At 46.1% G+C, this 19887-nt stretch carries 18 protein-coding genes; 6 read left to right on the top strand and 12 right to left on the bottom strand.

Going from position 1 to position 19887, the window contains the following annotated elements; genetic code table 11:
• Positions 1-6 precede the first annotated feature (6 nt).
• Positions 7-1068, bottom strand: coding sequence for a 3-deoxy-7-phosphoheptulonate synthase (locus EDC45_RS03950; protein WP_133543670.1), 1062 nt, complete (start codon positions 1066-1068; stop codon positions 7-9).
• A 268-nt stretch (positions 1069-1336) separates the two neighbouring features.
• Positions 1337-3217: a signal peptide peptidase SppA gene (gene sppA / locus EDC45_RS03945; RefSeq protein WP_133543668.1), complete on the bottom strand. Its 1881-nt coding sequence runs from the start codon at positions 3215-3217 to the stop codon at positions 1337-1339.
• 112 nt (positions 3218-3329) lie between these two features.
• Here sppA and EDC45_RS03940 point away from each other — a divergent pair, with 112 nt between their 5' ends.
• The gene (locus EDC45_RS03940) at positions 3330-3893 is read left to right on the top strand and encodes a nitroreductase family protein (protein WP_133543666.1); all 564 of its coding nucleotides are present in this window, start codon (positions 3330-3332) and stop codon (positions 3891-3893) included.
• Positions 3894-3962: 69 nt separating this feature from the next.
• Here the strand turns inward: EDC45_RS03940 and folE are convergent, their stop codons facing one another.
• A complete protein-coding gene (gene folE / locus EDC45_RS03935; RefSeq protein ID WP_133543664.1) occupies positions 3963-4619 on the bottom strand; it encodes a GTP cyclohydrolase I FolE in 657 nt (218 codons plus the stop codon).
• Between the two features lie 212 nt (positions 4620-4831).
• Here folE and asnS point away from each other — a divergent pair, with 212 nt between their 5' ends.
• The gene (gene asnS, locus EDC45_RS03930) at positions 4832-6235 is read left to right on the top strand and encodes an asparagine--tRNA ligase (protein WP_133543662.1); all 1404 of its coding nucleotides are present in this window, start codon (positions 4832-4834) and stop codon (positions 6233-6235) included.
• 61 nt (positions 6236-6296) lie between these two features.
• Here asnS and EDC45_RS03925 read toward each other — a convergent pair whose 3' ends face one another.
• On the bottom strand, positions 6297-6488 hold the full coding sequence (locus EDC45_RS03925) for a zf-HC2 domain-containing protein (protein ID WP_133543660.1): 192 nt from the start codon (positions 6486-6488) through the stop codon (positions 6297-6299).
• A gap of 14 nt (positions 6489-6502) precedes the next feature.
• Entirely contained in the window at positions 6503-7066 is a 564-nt protein-coding gene (locus EDC45_RS03920; protein ID WP_133543658.1) for a sigma-70 family RNA polymerase sigma factor, read from the bottom strand.
• A 519-nt stretch (positions 7067-7585) separates the two neighbouring features.
• On the opposite strand from EDC45_RS03920, the gene msrP reads away from it, so the two are divergent.
• A complete protein-coding gene (gene msrP, locus EDC45_RS03915) occupies positions 7586-8548 on the top strand; it encodes a protein-methionine-sulfoxide reductase catalytic subunit MsrP (RefSeq protein ID WP_133543657.1) in 963 nt (320 codons plus the stop codon).
• Positions 8548-9138, top strand: coding sequence for a ferric reductase-like transmembrane domain-containing protein (locus EDC45_RS03910; protein ID WP_133543655.1), 591 nt, complete (start codon positions 8548-8550; stop codon positions 9136-9138). The genes msrP and EDC45_RS03910 overlap by 1 nt, the downstream gene beginning before the upstream one ends.
• 68 nt (positions 9139-9206) lie before the next feature.
• Here EDC45_RS03910 and cysB read toward each other — a convergent pair whose 3' ends face one another.
• The 7 genes from cysB to glnS form a co-directional block, all read right to left on the bottom strand.
• Positions 9207-10178 carry an HTH-type transcriptional regulator CysB gene (gene cysB / locus EDC45_RS03905; RefSeq protein WP_133543653.1) on the bottom strand — a complete coding sequence of 324 codons (972 nt, stop codon included), beginning with the start codon at positions 10176-10178 and terminating at the stop codon, positions 9207-9209.
• Positions 10179-10270: 92 nt separating this feature from the next.
• Complete coding sequence (gene rluB, locus EDC45_RS03900; protein ID WP_133543651.1) at positions 10271-11251, bottom strand: 23S rRNA pseudouridine(2605) synthase RluB; 981 nt, start codon at positions 11249-11251, stop codon at positions 10271-10273.
• Positions 11252-11284: 33 nt separating this feature from the next.
• Entirely contained in the window at positions 11285-11908 is a 624-nt protein-coding gene (locus EDC45_RS03895) for an L-threonylcarbamoyladenylate synthase (RefSeq protein ID WP_133543649.1), read from the bottom strand.
• Between the two features lie 101 nt (positions 11909-12009).
• Positions 12010-12858: an RNase RNM gene (gene rnm, locus EDC45_RS03890; RefSeq protein ID WP_133543647.1), complete on the bottom strand. Its 849-nt coding sequence runs from the start codon at positions 12856-12858 to the stop codon at positions 12010-12012.
• Between the two features lie 109 nt (positions 12859-12967).
• Complete coding sequence (pyrD, locus tag EDC45_RS03885) at positions 12968-13987, bottom strand: quinone-dependent dihydroorotate dehydrogenase (RefSeq protein ID WP_133543645.1); 1020 nt, start codon at positions 13985-13987, stop codon at positions 12968-12970.
• Between the two features lie 95 nt (positions 13988-14082).
• Entirely contained in the window at positions 14083-14532 is a 450-nt protein-coding gene (locus tag EDC45_RS03880) for a YcgN family cysteine cluster protein (protein ID WP_133543643.1), read from the bottom strand.
• Positions 14533-14676: 144 nt separating this feature from the next.
• Positions 14677-16344, bottom strand: a complete 1668-nt coding sequence (gene glnS, locus EDC45_RS03875) for a glutamine--tRNA ligase (protein WP_133543641.1) — start codon at positions 16342-16344, stop codon at positions 14677-14679.
• A 384-nt stretch (positions 16345-16728) separates the two neighbouring features.
• On the opposite strand from glnS, the gene EDC45_RS03870 reads away from it, so the two are divergent.
• Positions 16729-17892 (top strand): efflux RND transporter periplasmic adaptor subunit, encoded by a 1164-nt coding sequence (locus EDC45_RS03870; protein WP_133543924.1) that lies wholly within the window; start codon positions 16729-16731, stop codon positions 17890-17892.
• Between the two features lie 15 nt (positions 17893-17907).
• Positions 17908-19842, top strand: coding sequence for a MacB family efflux pump subunit (locus tag EDC45_RS03865; protein WP_133543639.1), 1935 nt, complete (start codon positions 17908-17910; stop codon positions 19840-19842).
• Positions 19843-19887 lie beyond the last annotated feature (45 nt).

Here is a 19887-nt window from a genome sequence, read left to right as displayed (position 1 = left end):
CCGTCCTTAGTCCCTGTGCTTAACCCCGGCTAAACTTGCGGCGATATCCCTTAATAAACCCTCGGTGGTTTCCCAATCGATACAGGCGTCGGTAATGGATACGCCGTATTTCATTTCGCTCACCGCCTGCTCAGCGCTCTGATTTCCGGCATGAATATTACTTTCCAGCATCAGCCCGGTAATGGATTTATTGCCCCCTACAATTTGAGCCACCGCATCTAACGCCACAATCGGCTGGCGACGATAGTCTTTATTGGAATTACCATGGCTGCAGTCAATCATAATCGAACATTCCAAACCGGCTTTCTTCATCTCCTGTTCACATTGTGCGACAAATTCAGCCTGATAGTTCGGCGCTTTTCCGCCGCGTAAAATAACATGCCCGTCGGGATTGCCTTCGGTATGCAATAAATTCACCTGCCCCTGTTGGTTGATCCCGATAAAACTGTGTGCCTTAGAGGCCGCCTTCATCGCATTGATTGCCGTGGCCAGACTGCCGTCGGTACCGTTTTTGAACCCTACGGCCATTGATAAGCCGGAGGCTAATTCACGATGGGTCTGAGATTCTGTAGTACGCGCGCCAATAGCAGACCAGCTGAATAAATCGGCCAAATATTGCGGCGTCATCGGATCCAGAGCTTCCGTGGCTAACGGCAAGCCCAATTCGGCTAAATCCAATAATAATTTACGCCCGATATGCAGCCCGCGTTCCACCTCAAAGCTGCCGTCGATATTAGGATCATTAATCAGACCTTTCCAGCCCACAGTAGTCCGCGGTTTTTCAAAGTAGACCCGCATCACCAGGTACAATTGCTCCTTTAATTCCTCGCTCAGAACTTTCAGGCGCTTAGCATAATCCAATGCAGCAACGGGATCATGTACGGAACAGGGACCGATAACCACCAGTAGGCGTTTATCACGCTTATGCACAATATCGGCAATTTCCCGACGATGGGTTTCTATTTGGCTGCGTAATGAGGCGGGAAGCGGCAATTTATGTTTTAGCTGAGCCGGGGTGATCAGTACTTTTTCGTCAACAATATGTACGTTATGAATGCTGTCTTTCATTTTGCTTTCCTTAGTTTATATAAATATTCTAACTGTAAATTAATATTTACAACTTAAGTAACGAATAAATTACACCAATAAAACTAAGAATGCAATCCCCAAAATAGAATCAAATGGAAATTGGCAGAAGGTGTCGCTATTATCGAGCAAGCCTTACCCATTAACCCAAAGAATCATACCGGCATTCTTATTAATTAGCGTCGGACAAAATTCGAGCGGAATAAAAAACCGCCCTGGGATTCGGGCGGTAAAAATTAGGGTTCAAGGGTTAATTTACCCGGAAGCAATTCAGACAATACAAATACTGCCCTTTAGGATCATTAAAACCATTAAAGCCTTCACTTTGTTTACCCAGTTGCTTCAGCAATGGGCTTAAGCCTAGACTTTGTCCCCAGGCTTCCCGCACGGACAGGCTAATATCTCGTTTCAGATCCCGCAGAAGTGCGGTAAAGGTGCCGATTTCACGTTCGTTGAACCATTCAACGGCAAAATTCTCAATCATTTCGCCACCCTGTAGGTTACGGTTAACCAGTTCTCCGGCACGTTCCACCGCCACATCAAAATTGCCCAACTCATCTACCAGCTTCAGTTTTAAGGCTTCCTGCCCTAACCAAACCTGTCCCTGAGCCACTTTATCCACTTGCCCTTTGGAAAGCTCCCGGCCACGGCTGACTATATCAAGAAATTTGTCATAGCCTCGTTCGATCTGTAGCTGATAAATATCGCTCAGTTCCGGCGATAAACGGCTGAAAGGCGTAGCGCCGCTTAAGGGGGAGGTAACAGCTCCGTCGGAAGAAATACCCGCTTTTTTCAGGGTCTTTTCAAAGGTCGGGAACATGGCAAAAATACCGATGGAACCGGTTAAGGTATTTTTATCGGCAACGATATAATCTGCCGTACTGGAAATCCAATAACCGCCGGAAGCCGCCATTTCGCCCATGGATACGACCACAGGTTTGCCGGCTTTTTGCAGATTTTCGGTTTCCTGACGGATAATTTCCGAAGCGAAAGCGCTGCCGCCGGGACTGTTAACCCGCAATATTACGGCTTTCACCCTCTGATCTTCATAGGCCTCACGTAACAATCCGGCGATAGTATCTCCGCCAACGTTTTCTTCATCGCTTTCCCCGTCCGTAATCGCCCCTTCAACATTAATAACGGCAATTTTATTTTCCGCACCGCTATCCACCGCCATACGATCCGGCAACAGCTTCAGATAACCTTCAAATTCCAGCATGTTCGGCATTCCTTCATTATCTTTACCGAAAAGCTCAACGAGCTTTTGCTCCAGCTCCAGACGAGTCGCCAGAGTACTGATCAGTTTACGTTGCTGAGCATAACGAGCTTCATCACCCTTTAGGGTTTTAAGTTCGTTCAGATAGGTTTGTAAAGGCGGCAAAACATCTTTTTTATCTATATGCCGATTCTCGGCAACGGCACTTTGATAATTGCTCCACATTTGATCAAGCCAGCGTTGCAAATTTTGCTTGGCTTCCGCCGACATATCATCTCTTAGAAAAGGCTCCACTGCCGATTTATAGGTGCCCACCCGGAAAATATGCGGGTTGACTTCCAGTTTATCCAGCATGGATTTGAAAAACAGGTTGTTTACCGCCAGCCCCTGGATTTCTACCGCACCAATGGGGTTAAGATAGATTTCATCAGCGTAGCTAGCCAGTAAATATTGGCTCTGAGTATAGTTATCCGCAAAGGCGATAACGGTTTTTTTACTCTGTTTGAAATGTTGAATCGCATCACCGACATATTCCAGCGCCGGTAAGCCCGCCCCTTCAAAATTATTCAGATCCAGCGCCAATCCGCTGATCCGCTCATCTTCGGCGGCATGTCTAATGGCATATACCAGATCAAATACCGAAATTTTACTCGGTACGCGCTGTCCGTCCAATTCCTGCAGCGCCTTACGCCAACCCAGACTATCATCTCGATTATCCGCCAGATAGCCGTCCAGATTTAATAATAATGCACCCTGCATATTTTCCGCATTGCGTTTATCACCCGATTCTCGGCTGATGCCGATCATAAAGATAACCAATAAAACAAAAACCAGAAAAATCATATTCATAACTAAATTACGTATAAAATTCAACAGGTTCCAGCAGAATTGGAAAAAGGCGACAATAGACTTCATAACTTATCCTTAGTTTGTTTTGATCCCGCTTAAAATACCATAATTTGAAAAATATGCTAGAATTGACCGCACTTTAGATTGCATCCGATAACAAGGAAAGGAGGAAATCTTCATGGATACTTTAACCCTTTTAAACTCCCGTCGTTCGGTTAAAAATCTGACCGCCCCCGGCCCGAATCCGGAACAGCTGGCGCATATTCTACAGGCGGCGCTCCATGTCCCCGACCACGGAAAACTACATCCCTATCGGTTTATCGTTATTCAGAATGAGAGCATGGACAAATTCGAAACGCTGCTTAAACAGGCCGCCGTCGAATTCAATATGGATGAAAACAGCAGCAAAAAAATCGAAAGAATCGCACGCCAGACCCCGTTGGTCATCGCCGTAGTGGCAAAAATCGATCCCAATATCGGCAAAGTACCGCCTGCGGAACAATTACTTTCCGCCGGTTGCGCCGCCTATTCGATTCAACTGGCCGCCAATGCTTTAGGTTTCGATAATGTCTGGATCAGCGGTAAATGGGTAAAAGGCAGCGCTCTGCGCAAGGCCTGTGCTTGTTCCGAACAGGATGAAATCATCGCCCTGTTAAGAATCGGCAGTGATAAAGATAAGGACGAGAAAATCGAACGTGAAAGAAAAAACGCTGATCTGAATCGGTTGGTGAGTTATCTGTAAGCCTCTCTTAGGCATAAAAGGCATGGTTAAGCACCATGCCTTTCTCTTATTTAATTTATCTCTCGCCGATTATTTACCGAGCAAACTCAGAAACTCTTTGCGGGTTTCACGATCGTTCAGAAATACGCCGCCGAATGCCGAAGTTACCGTATAGCTGTTGCTATCCTTAATACCGCGGCATTTGACGCAGAAATGGGTGGCTTTCATATAAACCGCCACATCTTCGGTTTCCAGAATGGTCTGAAAAGCCAACAGTATCTGTTCGGTTAAACGTTCCTGCACCTGCGGACGTTGAGCGAAAAACGCAACCACCCGGTTAATTTTAGAGAGACCGATAACCCATTTCTTCGGATAATAGGCGACGGACACTACGCCGTCGATAGTCACGAAATGGTGCTCACAGGTACTGGTTAGGGTAACATCGTTCACTAACACCATTTCGCTGACTTTCATTCGGTTTTCAATATTGGTGATTTTCGGAAAATTGGCATAATCCAGTCCGCTAAAAATCTCATCAACAAACATTTTGGCCAAACGGTTCGGCGTTTCTTCCAGGCTATCATCGCTTAAGTCCAGCCCTATCAGTTTCATAACCTCGCGCATATGGGCTTCAATAGCCGCACGGCGCTGATCCTTATTTTGAGCGGAAGGCAACATAGGCGTTTCTATACCCTTTGCTACCAACGCCTCGCGCACCTTTTCCGCTTCCGGTGAAATTTTCTCCATTATGTACATCTAACTCCAGCATAAAATAATCGCGTTATTCTATCAAAGTCCGCCCCAATAACAAATAGAACATTAACAAATCGATTACATTAAATCTTATTTCATCGCTGCTAAAAGTGCGGTGATTTTTATGCGGATTTAGGGTAAACTAAGCGGCATTTTCCGATACGCTTCTTATATGCGGATCCATTCTTAATTAACTTGAGGTAAACATGACAAAAATCGTATCCGTCGCGGATGTGCTGCAAGGTAAAGCGGCCGTCGGCGAACAGGTTTGTGTGCGCGGTTGGGTTCGTACCCGGCGCGATTCAAAAGCCGGCCTTTCATTTTTAGCCGTCTATGACGGTTCTTGCTTTGATCCTATTCAGGCCATAGTTGCTAATGATATCGAAAACTATGAAAGCGAAGTATTACGTCTGACTACGGGCTGCTCCGTTATTGTCAGCGGTACGGTGGCGGAATCCCCGGCTCAAGGTCAGGCGGTGGAACTCCAGGCGCAGAGTGTCGAAGTTTGCGGCTGGGTGGAAGATCCGGATACCTATCCCATGGCGGCGAAACGCCATTCCATCGAGTATTTGCGCGAAGTGGCGCATTTGCGTCCGCGCACCAATATTATCGGTGCCGTAGCCCGTGTTCGCCATTGCCTGGCACAGGCAATTCACCGTTTCTTCCACGAACGCGGCTTTTATTGGGTGGCTACCCCATTGATCACCGCTTCGGATACCGAAGGCGCGGGCGAAATGTTCCGAGTTTCCACTTTAGATCTGGCCAATCTTCCCCTCGACGAACAAGGTGCGGTAGATTTTTCACAGGATTTTTTTGGTAAAGAGTCCTTTTTAACCGTATCCGGTCAGCTAAACGGTGAAACCTATGCCTGCGCCTTAAGTAAAATTTATACTTTCGGCCCAACCTTCCGTGCTGAAAATTCAAATACGACCCGTCATCTGGCGGAATTCTGGATGGTTGAACCGGAAGTGGCCTTCGCGACTTTGGAAGATAACGCCAAACTGGCCGAGGATATGCTGAAATATGTGTTCCGCGCCGTTTTAAACGAACGTAAAGACGATTTAACATTCTTTGAAAAGCATGTGGATAAAGACGTAATCCGTCGTCTGGAAAACTTTATTGAATCCGATTTCGCCCAAATCGATTACAGCGATGCCATTGAAGTATTGTTAAAATCAGGTAAAACCTTTGAATTCCCGGTATCCTGGGGGATCGATTTATCCTCCGAGCACGAACGCTACCTAGCCGAAGAACATTTTAAATCGCCGGTGGTGGTAAAAAACTATCCGAAAGATATTAAAGCCTTCTATATGCGCTTAAACGACGACGGCAAAACCGTTGCCGCAATGGACGTTCTGGCACCGGGTATCGGCGAGATTATCGGCGGTTCGCAACGTGAAGAACGTTTACAGGTATTAGACCGGCGTATGGCGGAAATGGGACTTAATCCGGAAGATTACTGGTGGTATCGGGATCTACGTAAATACGGCAGCGTACCTCATTCCGGGTTCGGATTAGGTTTTGAACGTCTGATCGTCTATGTAACCGGCGTACAGAATATCCGAGATGTTATCCCCTTCCCGCGTTCGCCGCGCAACGCCAATTTCTAATCGGAAAACAATTTCCTCATCAATATATGCCTTGATTCGCTATCAAGGCATTTTTTTGTGCTTATTTTTGTTCTTTATCCTTGCTTTGAGCCGCAAAGCTTTTCATCATCTTGCTCATCTCTTCGCAGTTATGTTTAAATCCGCGGCAATAGGGGCAAATCAGCAAATGGCTCATTAATCCCGCCTTTTCGGACCATTTCAGCTCCCGCTCTCTGGCATCGGAAATAGCGCGGGTGGCCTGGGCGCACTTCATATTAATCTCCTTATTTAAGATAACTTTTCAGACAAACAGTTTTGTAACTGTAAACGGGCTCTATATAAGAGTACATGTAAATTAGACGTAGAAATCTCCGTTTGCATACAAATTTCGTTGGCCGAAAGATCAAGATATTCCCGCATCATAAATACTCTGGCCTGTTTTGCCGGCAAATAAGTCAGGCAGGCTTCGAATAATACCCAGAACTGATCGGAGTACACCGCCTGTTCGGAAGCCTGCCAACTGTAGGTATAATATTCTTCCTTCCAATGGTCTTTATCATCAAAAAAATTATTTTTGCCCTCTTCGTTTTCTATTTCGCTTTCCAGCACAAAACGGCCTTTCTTACGTAAATAATCAATAATTTTATTTTTCAGAATAGCAAATATCCAAGTTTTTAACGCCGCCTGACGCTGAAATTTGTCGATATTCTTTAAGGCGCTGAGCAACGCTTCCTGTACGATATCTTCCGCCAATACGATATTCTGCAATTGCAAATTGGCGAAATTCAGCATTTGCTCTCTAATCTCAAGAATTTGTCGATTTGATATACAATGAAATCCTTTTTTCTCCATTTTTTATATTTTCCTGAAAAAAATTGTAAGAATTTCGTTTATACCACGACTAAGGTAAAGTGAAAAGGATTTCACGCCAATTCAGGAAGCAATTCCTGATATATCTGCTACCCGCCGCCATCACTATATCGATGTTTTGCCCTCAGGATGAGCCTTCGGCACTGGTCGATATATATGGGAAGCCCCGGCGGGTAGAAAGATGAAATTCTCACTCTGAACTTTCAATGGTCAGAAAGAGAATAGGAAAAAAATCGAAATGCAGGCAATTATATCTCGCTAACCTTTGCAAGATTCTCGCCGGCGGAAAGCAGGAAACTGCCGCACGGACAGAATGGATTGCCTGCATCGGATTTCAAAGGAAGTCGATAACAAAGGATATGGAATCGGACATGATGTCATGGGCATAAGATAAGGAGAACATCACTCGGATATATGTGCCAGGGATAAAGGTCTTCAAATCCGATAAGAAAGAAACAACAAAGCGCTAGATAAATAAGAAGGCCGCAACAGGAGGAAATTATGGATAAACTGACCGAAAAAGACATTACGCCGGAAGGAATTTTTCATCAACGACGTAAAATTATTCAGGCTATGGGAATTATCGGTACCTCTGTTGCCGTACCTAGTTGGGTTAAAGCGGCTGCGACGGAAAAGGACGCGCGTCGCCCGTTGGATTTTATCAAGGACGAATCCGGACAGAACCTGTCCTTAACTCCGGAAAATAAAGTGATCGGGTATAATAATTTCTATGAATTCGGCGTGCCCAAGGAAGCGCCCGCCAAATATGCTTCTTCATTGAAAACCGACCCCTGGACCATTGAGATCAGCGGTGAGGTTGAAAATCCCGTTACTATAAATATGCAGCAGCTTCTTACACAGTTTCCGCTGGAAGAACGGATTTATCGCCTGCGTTGTGTAGAAGCCTGGTCGATGGTAGTGCCATGGATTGGCTTTGAATTGAATAAATTACTGGCTTTGGTCAGACCTACGCGAAAGGCCCGTTTTGTCGAATTTGAAACAATTTATGATCCGGATAATATTCCGGGTCAGAAAAACATCTTCTTCGGCGGCGGGTTAAAATATCCTTATGTCGAAGGTCTGACCATGGAGGAAGCCATGCACCCGCTGACCATTATGGCGGTGGGACTCTATGGTAAAACGCTGTCGCCGCAAAACGGCGCCCCGATACGCTTAGTCGTACCTTGGAAATACGGATTTAAAAATATCAAATCCATCGCCAAGATTCGTCTGAAGGAACACAGACCGCAAACGACATGGAATATACTCGCCCCTAAAGAATACGGATTTTATGCCAATGTGAATCCCAAGGTGGATCACCCTCGTTGGTCGCAAGGAAGCGAAAGGGTTATCGGCGGAGGCGGCCTATTTGATATTAAGCGTCAGCCTACATTGATGTTCAACGGTTATGAGAAGGAAGTCGGGCACTTATACGCCAATTTGGATTTGAAGGAACATTTCTGATGTTTGCAGCTTCCTTCCTGCGGATCGTCGCTCATCTGTGTTGCTTTTTACCCTTAGTATGGTTGGCTCTGGTACTCTATACCGGCGCAGAAAATTTGGGCGCGGATCCGATAAAAGGGATTCAACATTTTCTCGGTTTCAGCGGATTAACAATCTTTATTGCCTTATTCCTACTGCGATTAGTGGTAGCGCTGTTGAAAATGCCAAGGCTTTTGGCTTTACACAGTGCGCTCGGACTATGGGGGATATTTTATAGCTTAGCTCATATCCTCTCCTACTTCGTCCTTGAGCTAAACACGGATATTGAACTTTTCCTGCACGAACTGACCGAACGCAGTTACCTTATAGCGGGAGCGCTGAGTTTTCTGCTGTTCGGCATAACGGGGTTAAGTACCCTGTCATTGCTGCGGCGGAAAATAAAGACGGGTTGGTTGAGTTTACATAAACTCTCTTACTTGGCGTTAGCATTAGCAGTGTTTCATTATTATCTGTCCCTCAAGGGTACCGAATGGATGTTGGTGATTTATTCAGCCCTTACCCTGCTGATGTTGGGGATTATCTGGTACAGAAAAGGTTTTCCTCTAAAATAGAGTAATAAATACAAAAAAAGGAGAGATTCACGGACTGATCTCTCCTTTTTCTTTTTAGGACAAAACTATTATCTGACTTCCAATTCAATATTTTCAAAAATCTTCTGCACGGCATTATTGTCGCGCAGCTTTTCCGCTTTTTCTACTTGCGGACGGGTCAAATGCGGTGAGAAATAATTAATAAAGTCATACATATAATTACGCAGAAAGGTACTATGTTTAAATGCAATCTGCGTCATACTCGCTTTGAACAAATGGCTGGCGTCTAGCGCCAGCAAATCGGTATCCGCTTCCGTATGCGCCATCGAGGCGATAATACCCACCCCCAGCCCTAAACGAACATAGGTTTTAATCACATCCGCATCAGTTGCGGTAAATACGATATTCGGTAAAATTCCCGCCCGATTAAAGGCATAATCCAGATCGGAAACGCCGGTAAAACCGAAAGTATAGGTAACCAACGGATATTTGCCCAATTCCTCAATGGTCAGGTTTTCACATTGTGCCAGAGGATGATCGGGTTTTACCACCACAGACCGATTCCACATATAGCAGGGCAATAGTACCACATCATCAAATAAATACTGTGCTTCGGTGGTAATAGCAAAATCTACCTCACCGGACAACAATGCGTCATATAGCTGATTAGGCGACCCCTGATGGACGTGCAGGCTAACATCCGGATATTGTTTGGAAAAACGTTCGATTACGGAAGGCAGCACATAGCGCGCCTGCGTATTCGTAGTCGCCAGCCGTAATACGCCGTGATTGGGCTGGGTGTATTCATTGGCTATGGATTTAATACTCTGGGTTTTTACCAGCAATTCGCGAGCGATGGCCACGATTTTTTTACCTGCCGGGGTAACGGATTTAATATGCTTACCGTTACGCTCGAAGATTTCCAGGCCCAATTCGTCTTCCAGTAATCTGACCTGCTTACTGATCCCCGGTTGAGAGGTATATAACGCATTGGCAGCCTCGGTAACGTTTAAATTTTGATTTACAATTTCAACGATATAGCGTAATTGCTGGATTTTCATAGGACCTTCCGTTTAACCGATTAACATAACGGTAATAAAGATTAAATGTATCGGGTAAAATACAGCGAGCGGTGAACTAAGCTAAGCATCTTTTATTTTTTATAACGTTTACTCTGTTCGGAGTAGCGTTTTACCGCCTTACGAATTTTAGCCGTTTTCGGTCGACGTTTGGTTTTCGTAATATCCAGACGGCTTTCCGTTTCCGGCGCTAACCCCACCAGTTCGCGTAAATAATTAACCTGCTCGAGAGGCATTTCTTCCCAGCCGCCGCGTGGCAAGGATTTCATCAGTTGAATATTACCGTAGCGAATACGAATCAGACGACTGACCTGAATCCCCTGGCTCTCCCATAAACGACGAACCTCCCGGTTGCGTCCTTCCGATAAAACCACATCGAACCATTGGTTCATTCCGCTGCCGCCCGTGGCCTTAATGGCCTTAAAATTGGCCGGCCCGTCTTCCAACTGAACGCCTTTTTTCAAACGGTTCAGCATCGCATCGTCCACCTGACCGAACACCCGTACCGAATATTCGCGTTCCACTTCCCGACTCGGGTGCATTAAGCAGTTGGCGAGTTCGCCGTCGGTTGTAAACAGCAGCAATCCGGAAGTATTAATATCCAGACGGCCTACCGCAATCCAACGCGAGCCGGTCAGGCGCGGCAAACGATCAAATACTGTCGCCCGTCCTTCCGGATCATGACGGGTACAGAGTTCGCCTTCCGGTTTATAGTACATTAATACGCGACAGAGCTCTTTTTGAGCGGCGGCCAGATTCACCAGATGCCCGTCAATACGTATCTTGATCCCCGGATACAGTTTTACCCTATCCCCCAAGGCGGCGATTTTCCCATCCACGCTGACGCGATTAGCGGAAATCATTCCTTCAATTTCGCGCCGAGAACCCTGCCCTGCGCGAGCCAATATTTTCTGTAATTTTTCCCCTTCGGCAACGGTATTTTTTGTCGGTGCCGCCATCTCTTTCACTTCTCTTTTAGAGGTTGCGGAAGATGAGCTAAAGTGCGGTCGTTTTTCCCTGAGTTTTTTCGGGCTGTCTGTGGTCTGAAATTTCATAAATGTCCTTGTCGCTTTCACAAGCGTCTTTGGTTAAATAAAAGGCTGAATCGAGCCACTGCCTTCACGCAGTATTTCCGGTGTTTCCCGGGTCAAGTCCACCACCGTAGTGGCTTCCTGCCCCAAATAACCGCCGTGAATAATAAGATCCACCCGGTTTTTCAGCCTATCGCGGATTTCTTCCGGATCCGACTGAGTAATATGCTCTTCGTTCGGCAGCATCAGCGAGCAGGATAAAATCGGCTCGCCTAATTCTTTCAGCAAATCCAGCGCAATCTGATTATCCGGCACGCGAATCCCAATGGTTTTGCGTTTCGATGTCATTAAACGGCGCGGCAGCTCTTTGGTGGCGGTCAAAATAAAGGTGTAACGTCCGGGCGTATTATTTTTAATTAACCGATACACCACGTTGTTCACCACCGAATAATTGGAAAGTTCCGATAAATCGCTGCACATCAGGGTAAAATTATGCCCTTCCGGCAGATGACGGATTTCAACAATACGATCCATCGCATGCTTATCGCCGATCATACAACCCAGTGCATAACCCGAATCGGTAGGATAAACGATAACGCCGCCGTTACGCAGGATTTCCGCCGCCTGCGCAATTAAACGCGGCTGAGGGTTATCGGGATGAATATAGAAAAACTGGCTCATAGTTGCTTTCCCACAAAGATTGTTGCGATTATAACTGATATTATCGCGATCTTATAACAATTTGTAACAAAAAAATCGGTTTATGTAGCTGATGGTAATATTCATTGCAGCGCTTCACCGCCCAATTCCGCCCTGTGCCACACAGGTATGACGCCCTCGGGCAAGGTTAGGGATTTTCCCAATTCAATCCAGGCACAGGGGAAATGAAAATCCGATCCTGCGGAGGCGAGCAAATTGAAGTCCTGTGCCCAACGGGCCAATAATAAACGCTGTTCCGCCGTTTGCCCGCAGCCGGATACTTCCATAGCGGTACCGCCCCAGCGTTTAAAATCCGCCAACAGACGCTTCAGCTGGCGGTTAGTCATGGTATAACGCAGCGGATGGGCAAGAATACTCAATCCCCCGCTTTGGGCGATCACTTCGATAGCGCTAGGAATATCACACCATTCGGCTTTAACATAGCAGGATTTTCCCTGTGCAAGATAACGCTTAAAGGCCTGCCCTTCGTTGGCGACCTTGCCTATCTGCACCAGATAGCGGGCATAATGAGCCCGAGTTACCTCGCCGCCGGCTAACTTTTTGGCACCCTCAAAGGCATCGGGAATCCCTGCCTTTGCCAGTTTTTCTCCGATTTCCTGCGCCCGTTTTAGTCGCACTTGCCCTTGTTGTTCCAGCAACTGCAACATCGGCTCGCTATTTTCATCGAAGCCAAGACCGACAATATGAATAGCTCGGTTTTCCCATTGGGTGGAAATTTCCACCCCGTTAATTAGTTTAATCGAAGATTCCTGCGCCTGACGCCTTGCTTCGGCCAAACCGGCAATGCTGTCATGGTCCGTTAAGGCCAGCACATGCACCCCTTTCTCCGCAGCACGCAGCACCAATTCCGTCGGCGATAATAGGCCGTCGGAAGCATTGCTGTGGCAATGCAAGTCATAAATTTTATTCATCGGTTCGCCCCAAAGAGCGGTTGTTTTTCTAAGGTTTTTTTCACAATCCGTTATTACTTAAGGTGAGAAGAGCGGATTTTTTCAATATATTTGCCACACCGCTCAAGACTTATTTTATACTGCCCACAAGTTGTTTAACCAATGCCGGGCCATGATAAATAAGACCGGAATACAATTGCAGTAACTGGGCGCCGGCAGCTATTTTTTCCCGCGCATTCTGTACGCCGTCAATACCGCCGCTACCGATAATGGGAATCTCACCCTTCAATTCTTCCTGCAAACAACGAATAATCTCGGTACTTTTCTGCTGGAGCGGTTTGCCGCTTAACCCACCGCTCTGCTCCGCATTTTTTAAACCCGCCACATTATCCCGCGCAATAGTAGTATTGGTGGCGATCACTCCGTCGATTGAGTTACGTCGTAACGTATCCGCTACGATAACCAATTCCTCTCGACTGAGATCCGGTGCGATTTTTACCGCCAGAGGTACATATTTATTATATTGCCGGGCCAGAATTTGCTGGCGCGCCTTTACCGACTTAAGTAAATCCTCCAGCGCATCGCCATATTGCAACTGGCGTAATCCCGGCGTATTCGGTGAAGAAATATTAAGGGTGATATAGCCCGCATAATTATAGGCCTTGTTCAGGCAAAAAATGTAATCGTCCTTACCGTATTCCAGCGGCGTGGTTTTATTCTTACCGATATTAATGCCGATCACCCCGTCAAATCTGGCTTTCTTAACGTTTTCCAGCAAATAATCAATACCGCGATTATTAAAGCCGTTACGGTTTATAATGCCTTCCGCCTCAATCAGACGGAACTGGCGGGGTTTGGGATTCCCTTCTTGGGCTTTCGGGGTTACCGTTCCCACCTCAATAAAACCGAATCCCATAGCGGCGAACCCCTCAATGGCTTCAGCGTTTTTATCGGCGCCGGCAGCCAGTCCGATCGGGTTTTTAAATTTAATCCCCATTACGGTTTTTTCCATTCCCTGCGGACAGGCTAACAAAGCTTTCAGTATGTTATTGAAGGGAGGCCGTGCGGCCAAGTGAAGCAATTTAATGGTTAAATCGTGGGCATTTTCGGGATCGAGGGAAAATATCCCTTTGCGTATTAATGAATACATACTCGTTTATCTCTCCGGATAGTTAGAACTGCCCGGGCATTATACTGATTTTCCGACCTATTGATAATTAAAATTTAAGCACCAAAGTCCGCTATTCAGCTATTTTGCTCTTCATCAATTACAAATTCAAACCAATCGATCACATCTTTTTCATGTACGCCCCCCGCAATCATTATACCGGCACGGGCAACTGAAGCTTCATCACCAGAAATAAGGGGGTGCCAGTCAAACAACGGTTTATTTTCGTATAACAGACGGTAGGCGCAGGTCGCCGGCAGCCAATGGAAATCAGGCAGGTTTTTTTTGGTCAGCTTGGTGCAGTCTTCAACCCGTTTAAAACGATTTTGGTAATCCGAACATTTCCCGCTGTTCAGATCCAGCAGGTTACAGGCGATACGGGTAAAATACAGTTTTTGTCGCTTACCGCGCCCTTCTACAAACTTTTGGTAGCAGCATTTGCCGCAACCGTCGCAAAGGGCTTCCCATTCGGCGTCGTTCATTTCGGTGAGGGATTTATTTTTCCAGAATTCGGGCTCAAGCTGCATTATTTGCTCGGAAATAAAATAAGTGCGATTAAAGATAAAAAACTTTATCAAAAATAACCGCACTTTTGTGATAATGCCGTAGCCCCGTACCGCTCTGCACAATAACGGCAAAATAACGGGGCCTTATAAAGAAGGGAATAAAGCTTAGAACCCTTCTTTTAATCCGACGGTAAGATTAAAAACCAAGCCATCGGCGCGACTGTCTTTACTGTCGGCGCAATAATAGCCTTCACGCTCGAACTGATAAGCTTGTTCCGCTTCGGCGCCGGCCAGATTTTTTTCCACGAAGCCCTGCTTAATAATCAGAGAATCCGAATTAATAGCAGCCAGGATATCCTCTTCCGCACTCGGATTCGCAACATTAAATAAGCGGGAATACAAACGGAATTCGGCAGGCAGATTATCGCTGGCCGATACCCAATGAATCACCCCTTTTACTTTACGTCCGTCATTCGGATTCTTACCCAAGGTGGTTGGATCATAACTGCAGTAAACCGTGCTGATATTACCCTGAGCATCTTTTTCCACCCGTTCCGCTTTAATGATGTAAGCGTTGCGCAGGCGAACTTCTTTGCCCAGAACCAGGCGTTTGTACTGTTTGTTCGCTTCTTCGCGAAAATCCGCCCGATCAATATAAAGTTCGCGGGTGAGAGGCAACTCGCGCTGCCCCATTTCAGGACGGTTCGGGTGATTAGGAACGGTCAGAATTTCCACGCCCTCAAAATTTTCAATCACAATTCGCAGCGGATCCAACACAGCCATAGCGCGCGGTGCATTCTGGTTTAAGTCGTCGCGAATACAGGACTCCAGCGCACTATATTCCACTACGTTATCCTGCTTGGTTACCCCGATACGGCGGCAAAATTCACGAATGGCCGCCGGCGTATAGCCGCGACGGCGCAACCCGGAAATCGTCGGCATACGCGGATCATTCCAACCGTCAACCACCCCTTCCTGCACCAGTTTTAATAATTTGCGTTTGGAAGTCAGGGTATATTCCAGGTTCAGACGGGAGAACTCGTACTGATGCGGTAAAGGTCGCTCAATGGAAATATGTTCCAATACCCAGTCATACAGGCGGCGGTTATCCTGAAATTCCAAAGTACACAGCGAATGGGTAATACGTTCGATGGCGTCGGAAATACAATGAGTGAAATCATACATCGGATAAATACACCATTTATCGCCGGTCTGATGATGGCTGGCGAATTTAATCCGATACAAAACGGGATCACGCATCACCATAAAAGGAGATGCCATATCGATTTTAGCGCGCAGGCTGGCGCTACCCTCGGCAAATTCGCCGTTTTTCATTTTTTCAAATAAGGCCAGATTTTCTTCTACGCTGCGATCCCGGTACGGACTGTTTTTACCCGCTTCGGTCAGGGTGCCGCGATATTCGCGCATTTGCTCCGGCGAAAGCTCGTCCACATAAGCCAGCCCCTTTTTAATCAGTTCAATGGCATAAGCATAAAGCTGATCGAAATAGTCCGAGGCATAACGCACCTCCCCTTCCCATTGGAAACCCAACCATTGCACGTCCTGTTTAATGGAATCCACGTATTCCGTATCTTCTTTCACCGGATTGGTGTCGTCAAAGCGCAGATTACATAATCCCTTATAGTCTTTGGCAATCCCGAAATTCAAGCAGATGGATTTAGCATGACCGATATGCAAATAACCGTTAGGTTCCGGCGGAAAACGGGTATGCACTCGGTTAAGTCTGCCGCTTTGTAAATCTTCGTCAATAATATGACGGATAAAATTTGTCGGGTGATGAGCTGTATTTTCAACAATTTCGTTGCTATCCATTAATAACCTCAGATTCAGATGAATTCTCGTCTAGAAAATCCGTCCATTCTACACTGTTTACGGCCATAACACAAAGTGCGGGCGGTCGCGGGAAAATTACGCCCTATCCCCCTGTTCGGGCGGAAGAAGGCCTATGTTATCCTCCCGCCCAACAGGGGAACTAAGCTAAAAATAAGGCACCGAGGCGAAATAAACGAAAAAATTGTAAAAAAAGATTCCTTATTTTTCTGAATCACATATAATGCCACAGCTACAAATATGAATGAATGTTCATTCATTAGCGTCGAACCGCTCTTAATTAAGGATTTCTTAAGTTACTGCGTATAATATTAACCCTTTGTTCAGCACCTTCGGGTATTAATACATTCGGCAATACTATATATGATGAAAAAGAAAGTTATCGTTATTCTTTTGATCCTGATATTTACTATCGGCGCTTTTTTCTATTTTTTTAACCGCAACGGCGGTACGACAACCACTTATCTGACGGAAACCGTTATGCGTGGCAATCTACAGAAATCCGTAATCGCCACAGGTACGGTACGCAGCTTTAACCGTGTTGAAGTCGGCGCCCAGGTTTCCGGTAAAATTGAAAAAATTCACGTTATTCTGGGTCAGCAGGTTAAACAGGGAGAATTAATTGCGGAAATCGATTCTCAAACCCAGCTCAATACGCTAAATACGGCACAGGCCAAATTGGCATCTTATCAGGCCCAACTCACCTCAAAACAAGTGGCGCAGGAAGTGGCGCTTTCCTCTTATCAACGTACAGTTAAGCTGTATGCGCAAAAATCCGCCTCACTGGACGATTTAAATAACGCCAAAAACAGCCTTGCCTCGGCAAAATCCGCGGTGCTGGAAGTGGAAGCATTAATTAAGCAGGCGGAAATTGAAGTAAATACCGCCAAAACCAATTTGGGCTATACCAAAATTGTGTCGCCAATTCAGGGAACCATTATTTCCATTCCGGTATCGGTGGGACAAACGGTAAACGCCAATCAAACCACACCGACCATTGTTCAGGTGGCAGATTTAAACAAAATGCTGATTAAAGCGGAAATCTCCGAAGGGGATATTACCAAGGTAAAACCCGGTATGGCAGTGGAATTTACGACGCTCGCCGATCCGGACAACCAATATAAAGCGCAGATAACCTCGGTGGATCCGGCAATGACCACATTGACCGACAACGAATATGAAGAAAGCGTTACCGATACCAATGCGGTTTATTACTATGCCAATGTAGTGGTGGATAATCCGGAGCAAAAACTGCATATCGGCATGACAACCCAGAACAACATTATTATCGCAGAGGTAAAAGATGCCCTGCTGGTACCTACCCTGACCCTGAAAAAGCAAGGGGGGAAAACCTTTGTGCAGGTGCTGAACGGCGATAAGGTCGAACAGCGGGAAGTCGGCATAGGTCTGAATGATGATATTAATACTCAGATTCTATCCGGGCTGCAAGAAGGGGAAAAAGTTATTTCCTCTCAGCTTGCCGAAGGGGAAAAACTGAGTATGCCGGGGCGCGGCCCGAGAATTTTCTAAAGTGCGGGCGAAACCATGAATATTATTGAAATTAAAAATCTCAGCAAATATTTCGGTCAGGGGGAGAACCGCACCCAGGTATTGAAAGATATCAACCTTGAAATCGAGAAAGGCGATTTTATTGCGATTATCGGTCAGTCCGGTTCGGGCAAATCCACGCTGATGAATATTATCGGCTGCCTGGATACGCCGAGCCTCGGCACCTATAAAATCGGTACGACCGAAGTCAGCGGTTTAAACAATGATGAACTGTCAGATTTACGTCAGAAAAAATTCGGTTTTATCTTCCAGCGCTATAATTTGCTTTCGACCCTCAGCGCCTTGGAAAATGTGGCTCTGCCGGCGATTTACGCCGGGCTGGATCAGAAATCCCGTCTGCAGCGTGCCGCCGCCCTGTTGGAAAAATTAGGGCTGGGCGATCGTTTGCAGAATAAACCCAGTCAACTTTCCGGCGGTCAGCAGCAGCGGGTTAGTATCGCCCGCGCCTTAATGAACGGCGGTGATATTATTCTGGCGGACGAACCGACCGGCGCCCTGGACAGTAAAAGCGGCGAAACCGTAATGAATATTATCCGTCAACTGCACCGGGAGGGTCATACGGTTATTTTGGTTACCCATGATAAAAATATTGCCGCCTTCGCCAATCGGATTATTGAAATCCGGGACGGAAAAATTATCGAGGATCAGCGCAAATCCCATGCCATTTCCTCCAAAAGGGAAAATCCGCAGGTAAATAAAAGCCCTTTCAGCTTTTATCGGGATCAGTTTATCGAATCCTTTAAAATGTCCGTTAATGCCATTGTGGCGCATAAGTTACGCTCTCTGCTAACCATGCTTGGGATTATTATCGGTATTACCTCGGTGATTTCCGTGGTGGCCTTGGGAAACGGTTCGCAACAGAAAATTCTGTCCAATATTAATGCCATGGGTACCAATACCATGGATATTTATAACGGTACCGGATTCGGCGATCGGCGGGCGGAAAAAAACCGCAATTTAACCGTCAAAGATGCGGATATTTTAGGGCGGCAAAGCTATATCGAAAGCTCAACCCCGAACAGTTCGGTCAGCGGTACGCTAACCTATGCCAATCAAAGTTTTACCGCCGCGGTGAAAGGCGTCGGAGAACAATATTTTAATGTGAAAGGTATGATTTTGCTCCAGGGGAGATTGTTTAATCTCCAAGAGGTTAAACATAGCGAACAGGTAGCTGTTATTGATGAAAACACTCTGGCGCAGGTGTTTAAAAACCAAGACGCCCTGGGCAAAGTTCTGATGATGAATAAAAAGCCCCTGCGGGTTATCGGCGTGGCGAAAATGCAAAGCAATATGGGAATGAGCAGCACCAGCCTGAACATTTATATTCCCTATACCACGGCCATGAATAAAATTTCCGGCGAACAGAAAATCGATTCGATTACGGTTAAAATTGCGGATTCGGTCAACTCCGGCGTAGCGGAAAAGGATCTGACCAATTTGCTCCGCATTCGCCACGGGAAAAAAGATTTTTTCGTAATGAATACGGATACCATTAAACAAACCATCGAGAGTACCACCAATACCATGAAATTATTGATTTCTTCCATTGCTCTGATATCCCTTGTGGTTGGCGGCATCGGCGTAATGAATATAATGCTGGTATCCGTTACCGAACGAACCAAGGAAATCGGCATCCGTATGGCCATCGGCGCCAGACAGTCCAATATTTTGCAACAGTTTCTGATTGAAGCGGTTTTAATCTGTCTGATCGGCGGTGTTACCGGTATTTTACTTTCAGTGGTTTTAGGGACGATATTCAATCTGTTGATAACCGACTTTACCATGGTTTTTTCAACATTTTCCATTGTCGCCGCCGTACTCTGCTCTACCCTTATCGGGGTGATTTTCGGTTATATGCCGGCGAAAAACGCCGCCGCTCTAAATCCGATTACGGCATTGGCCAGAGAGTAAAGTTTATTGGGGAAACCTAATTTAAATTTATCCGTTTTGATAAAA

The organism is Mesocricetibacter intestinalis, from assembly GCF_004363295.1.
Taxonomy (GTDB): domain Bacteria; phylum Pseudomonadota; class Gammaproteobacteria; order Enterobacterales; family Pasteurellaceae; genus Mesocricetibacter; species Mesocricetibacter intestinalis.
This window is presented reverse-complemented; position numbering and strand designations above follow the sequence as displayed.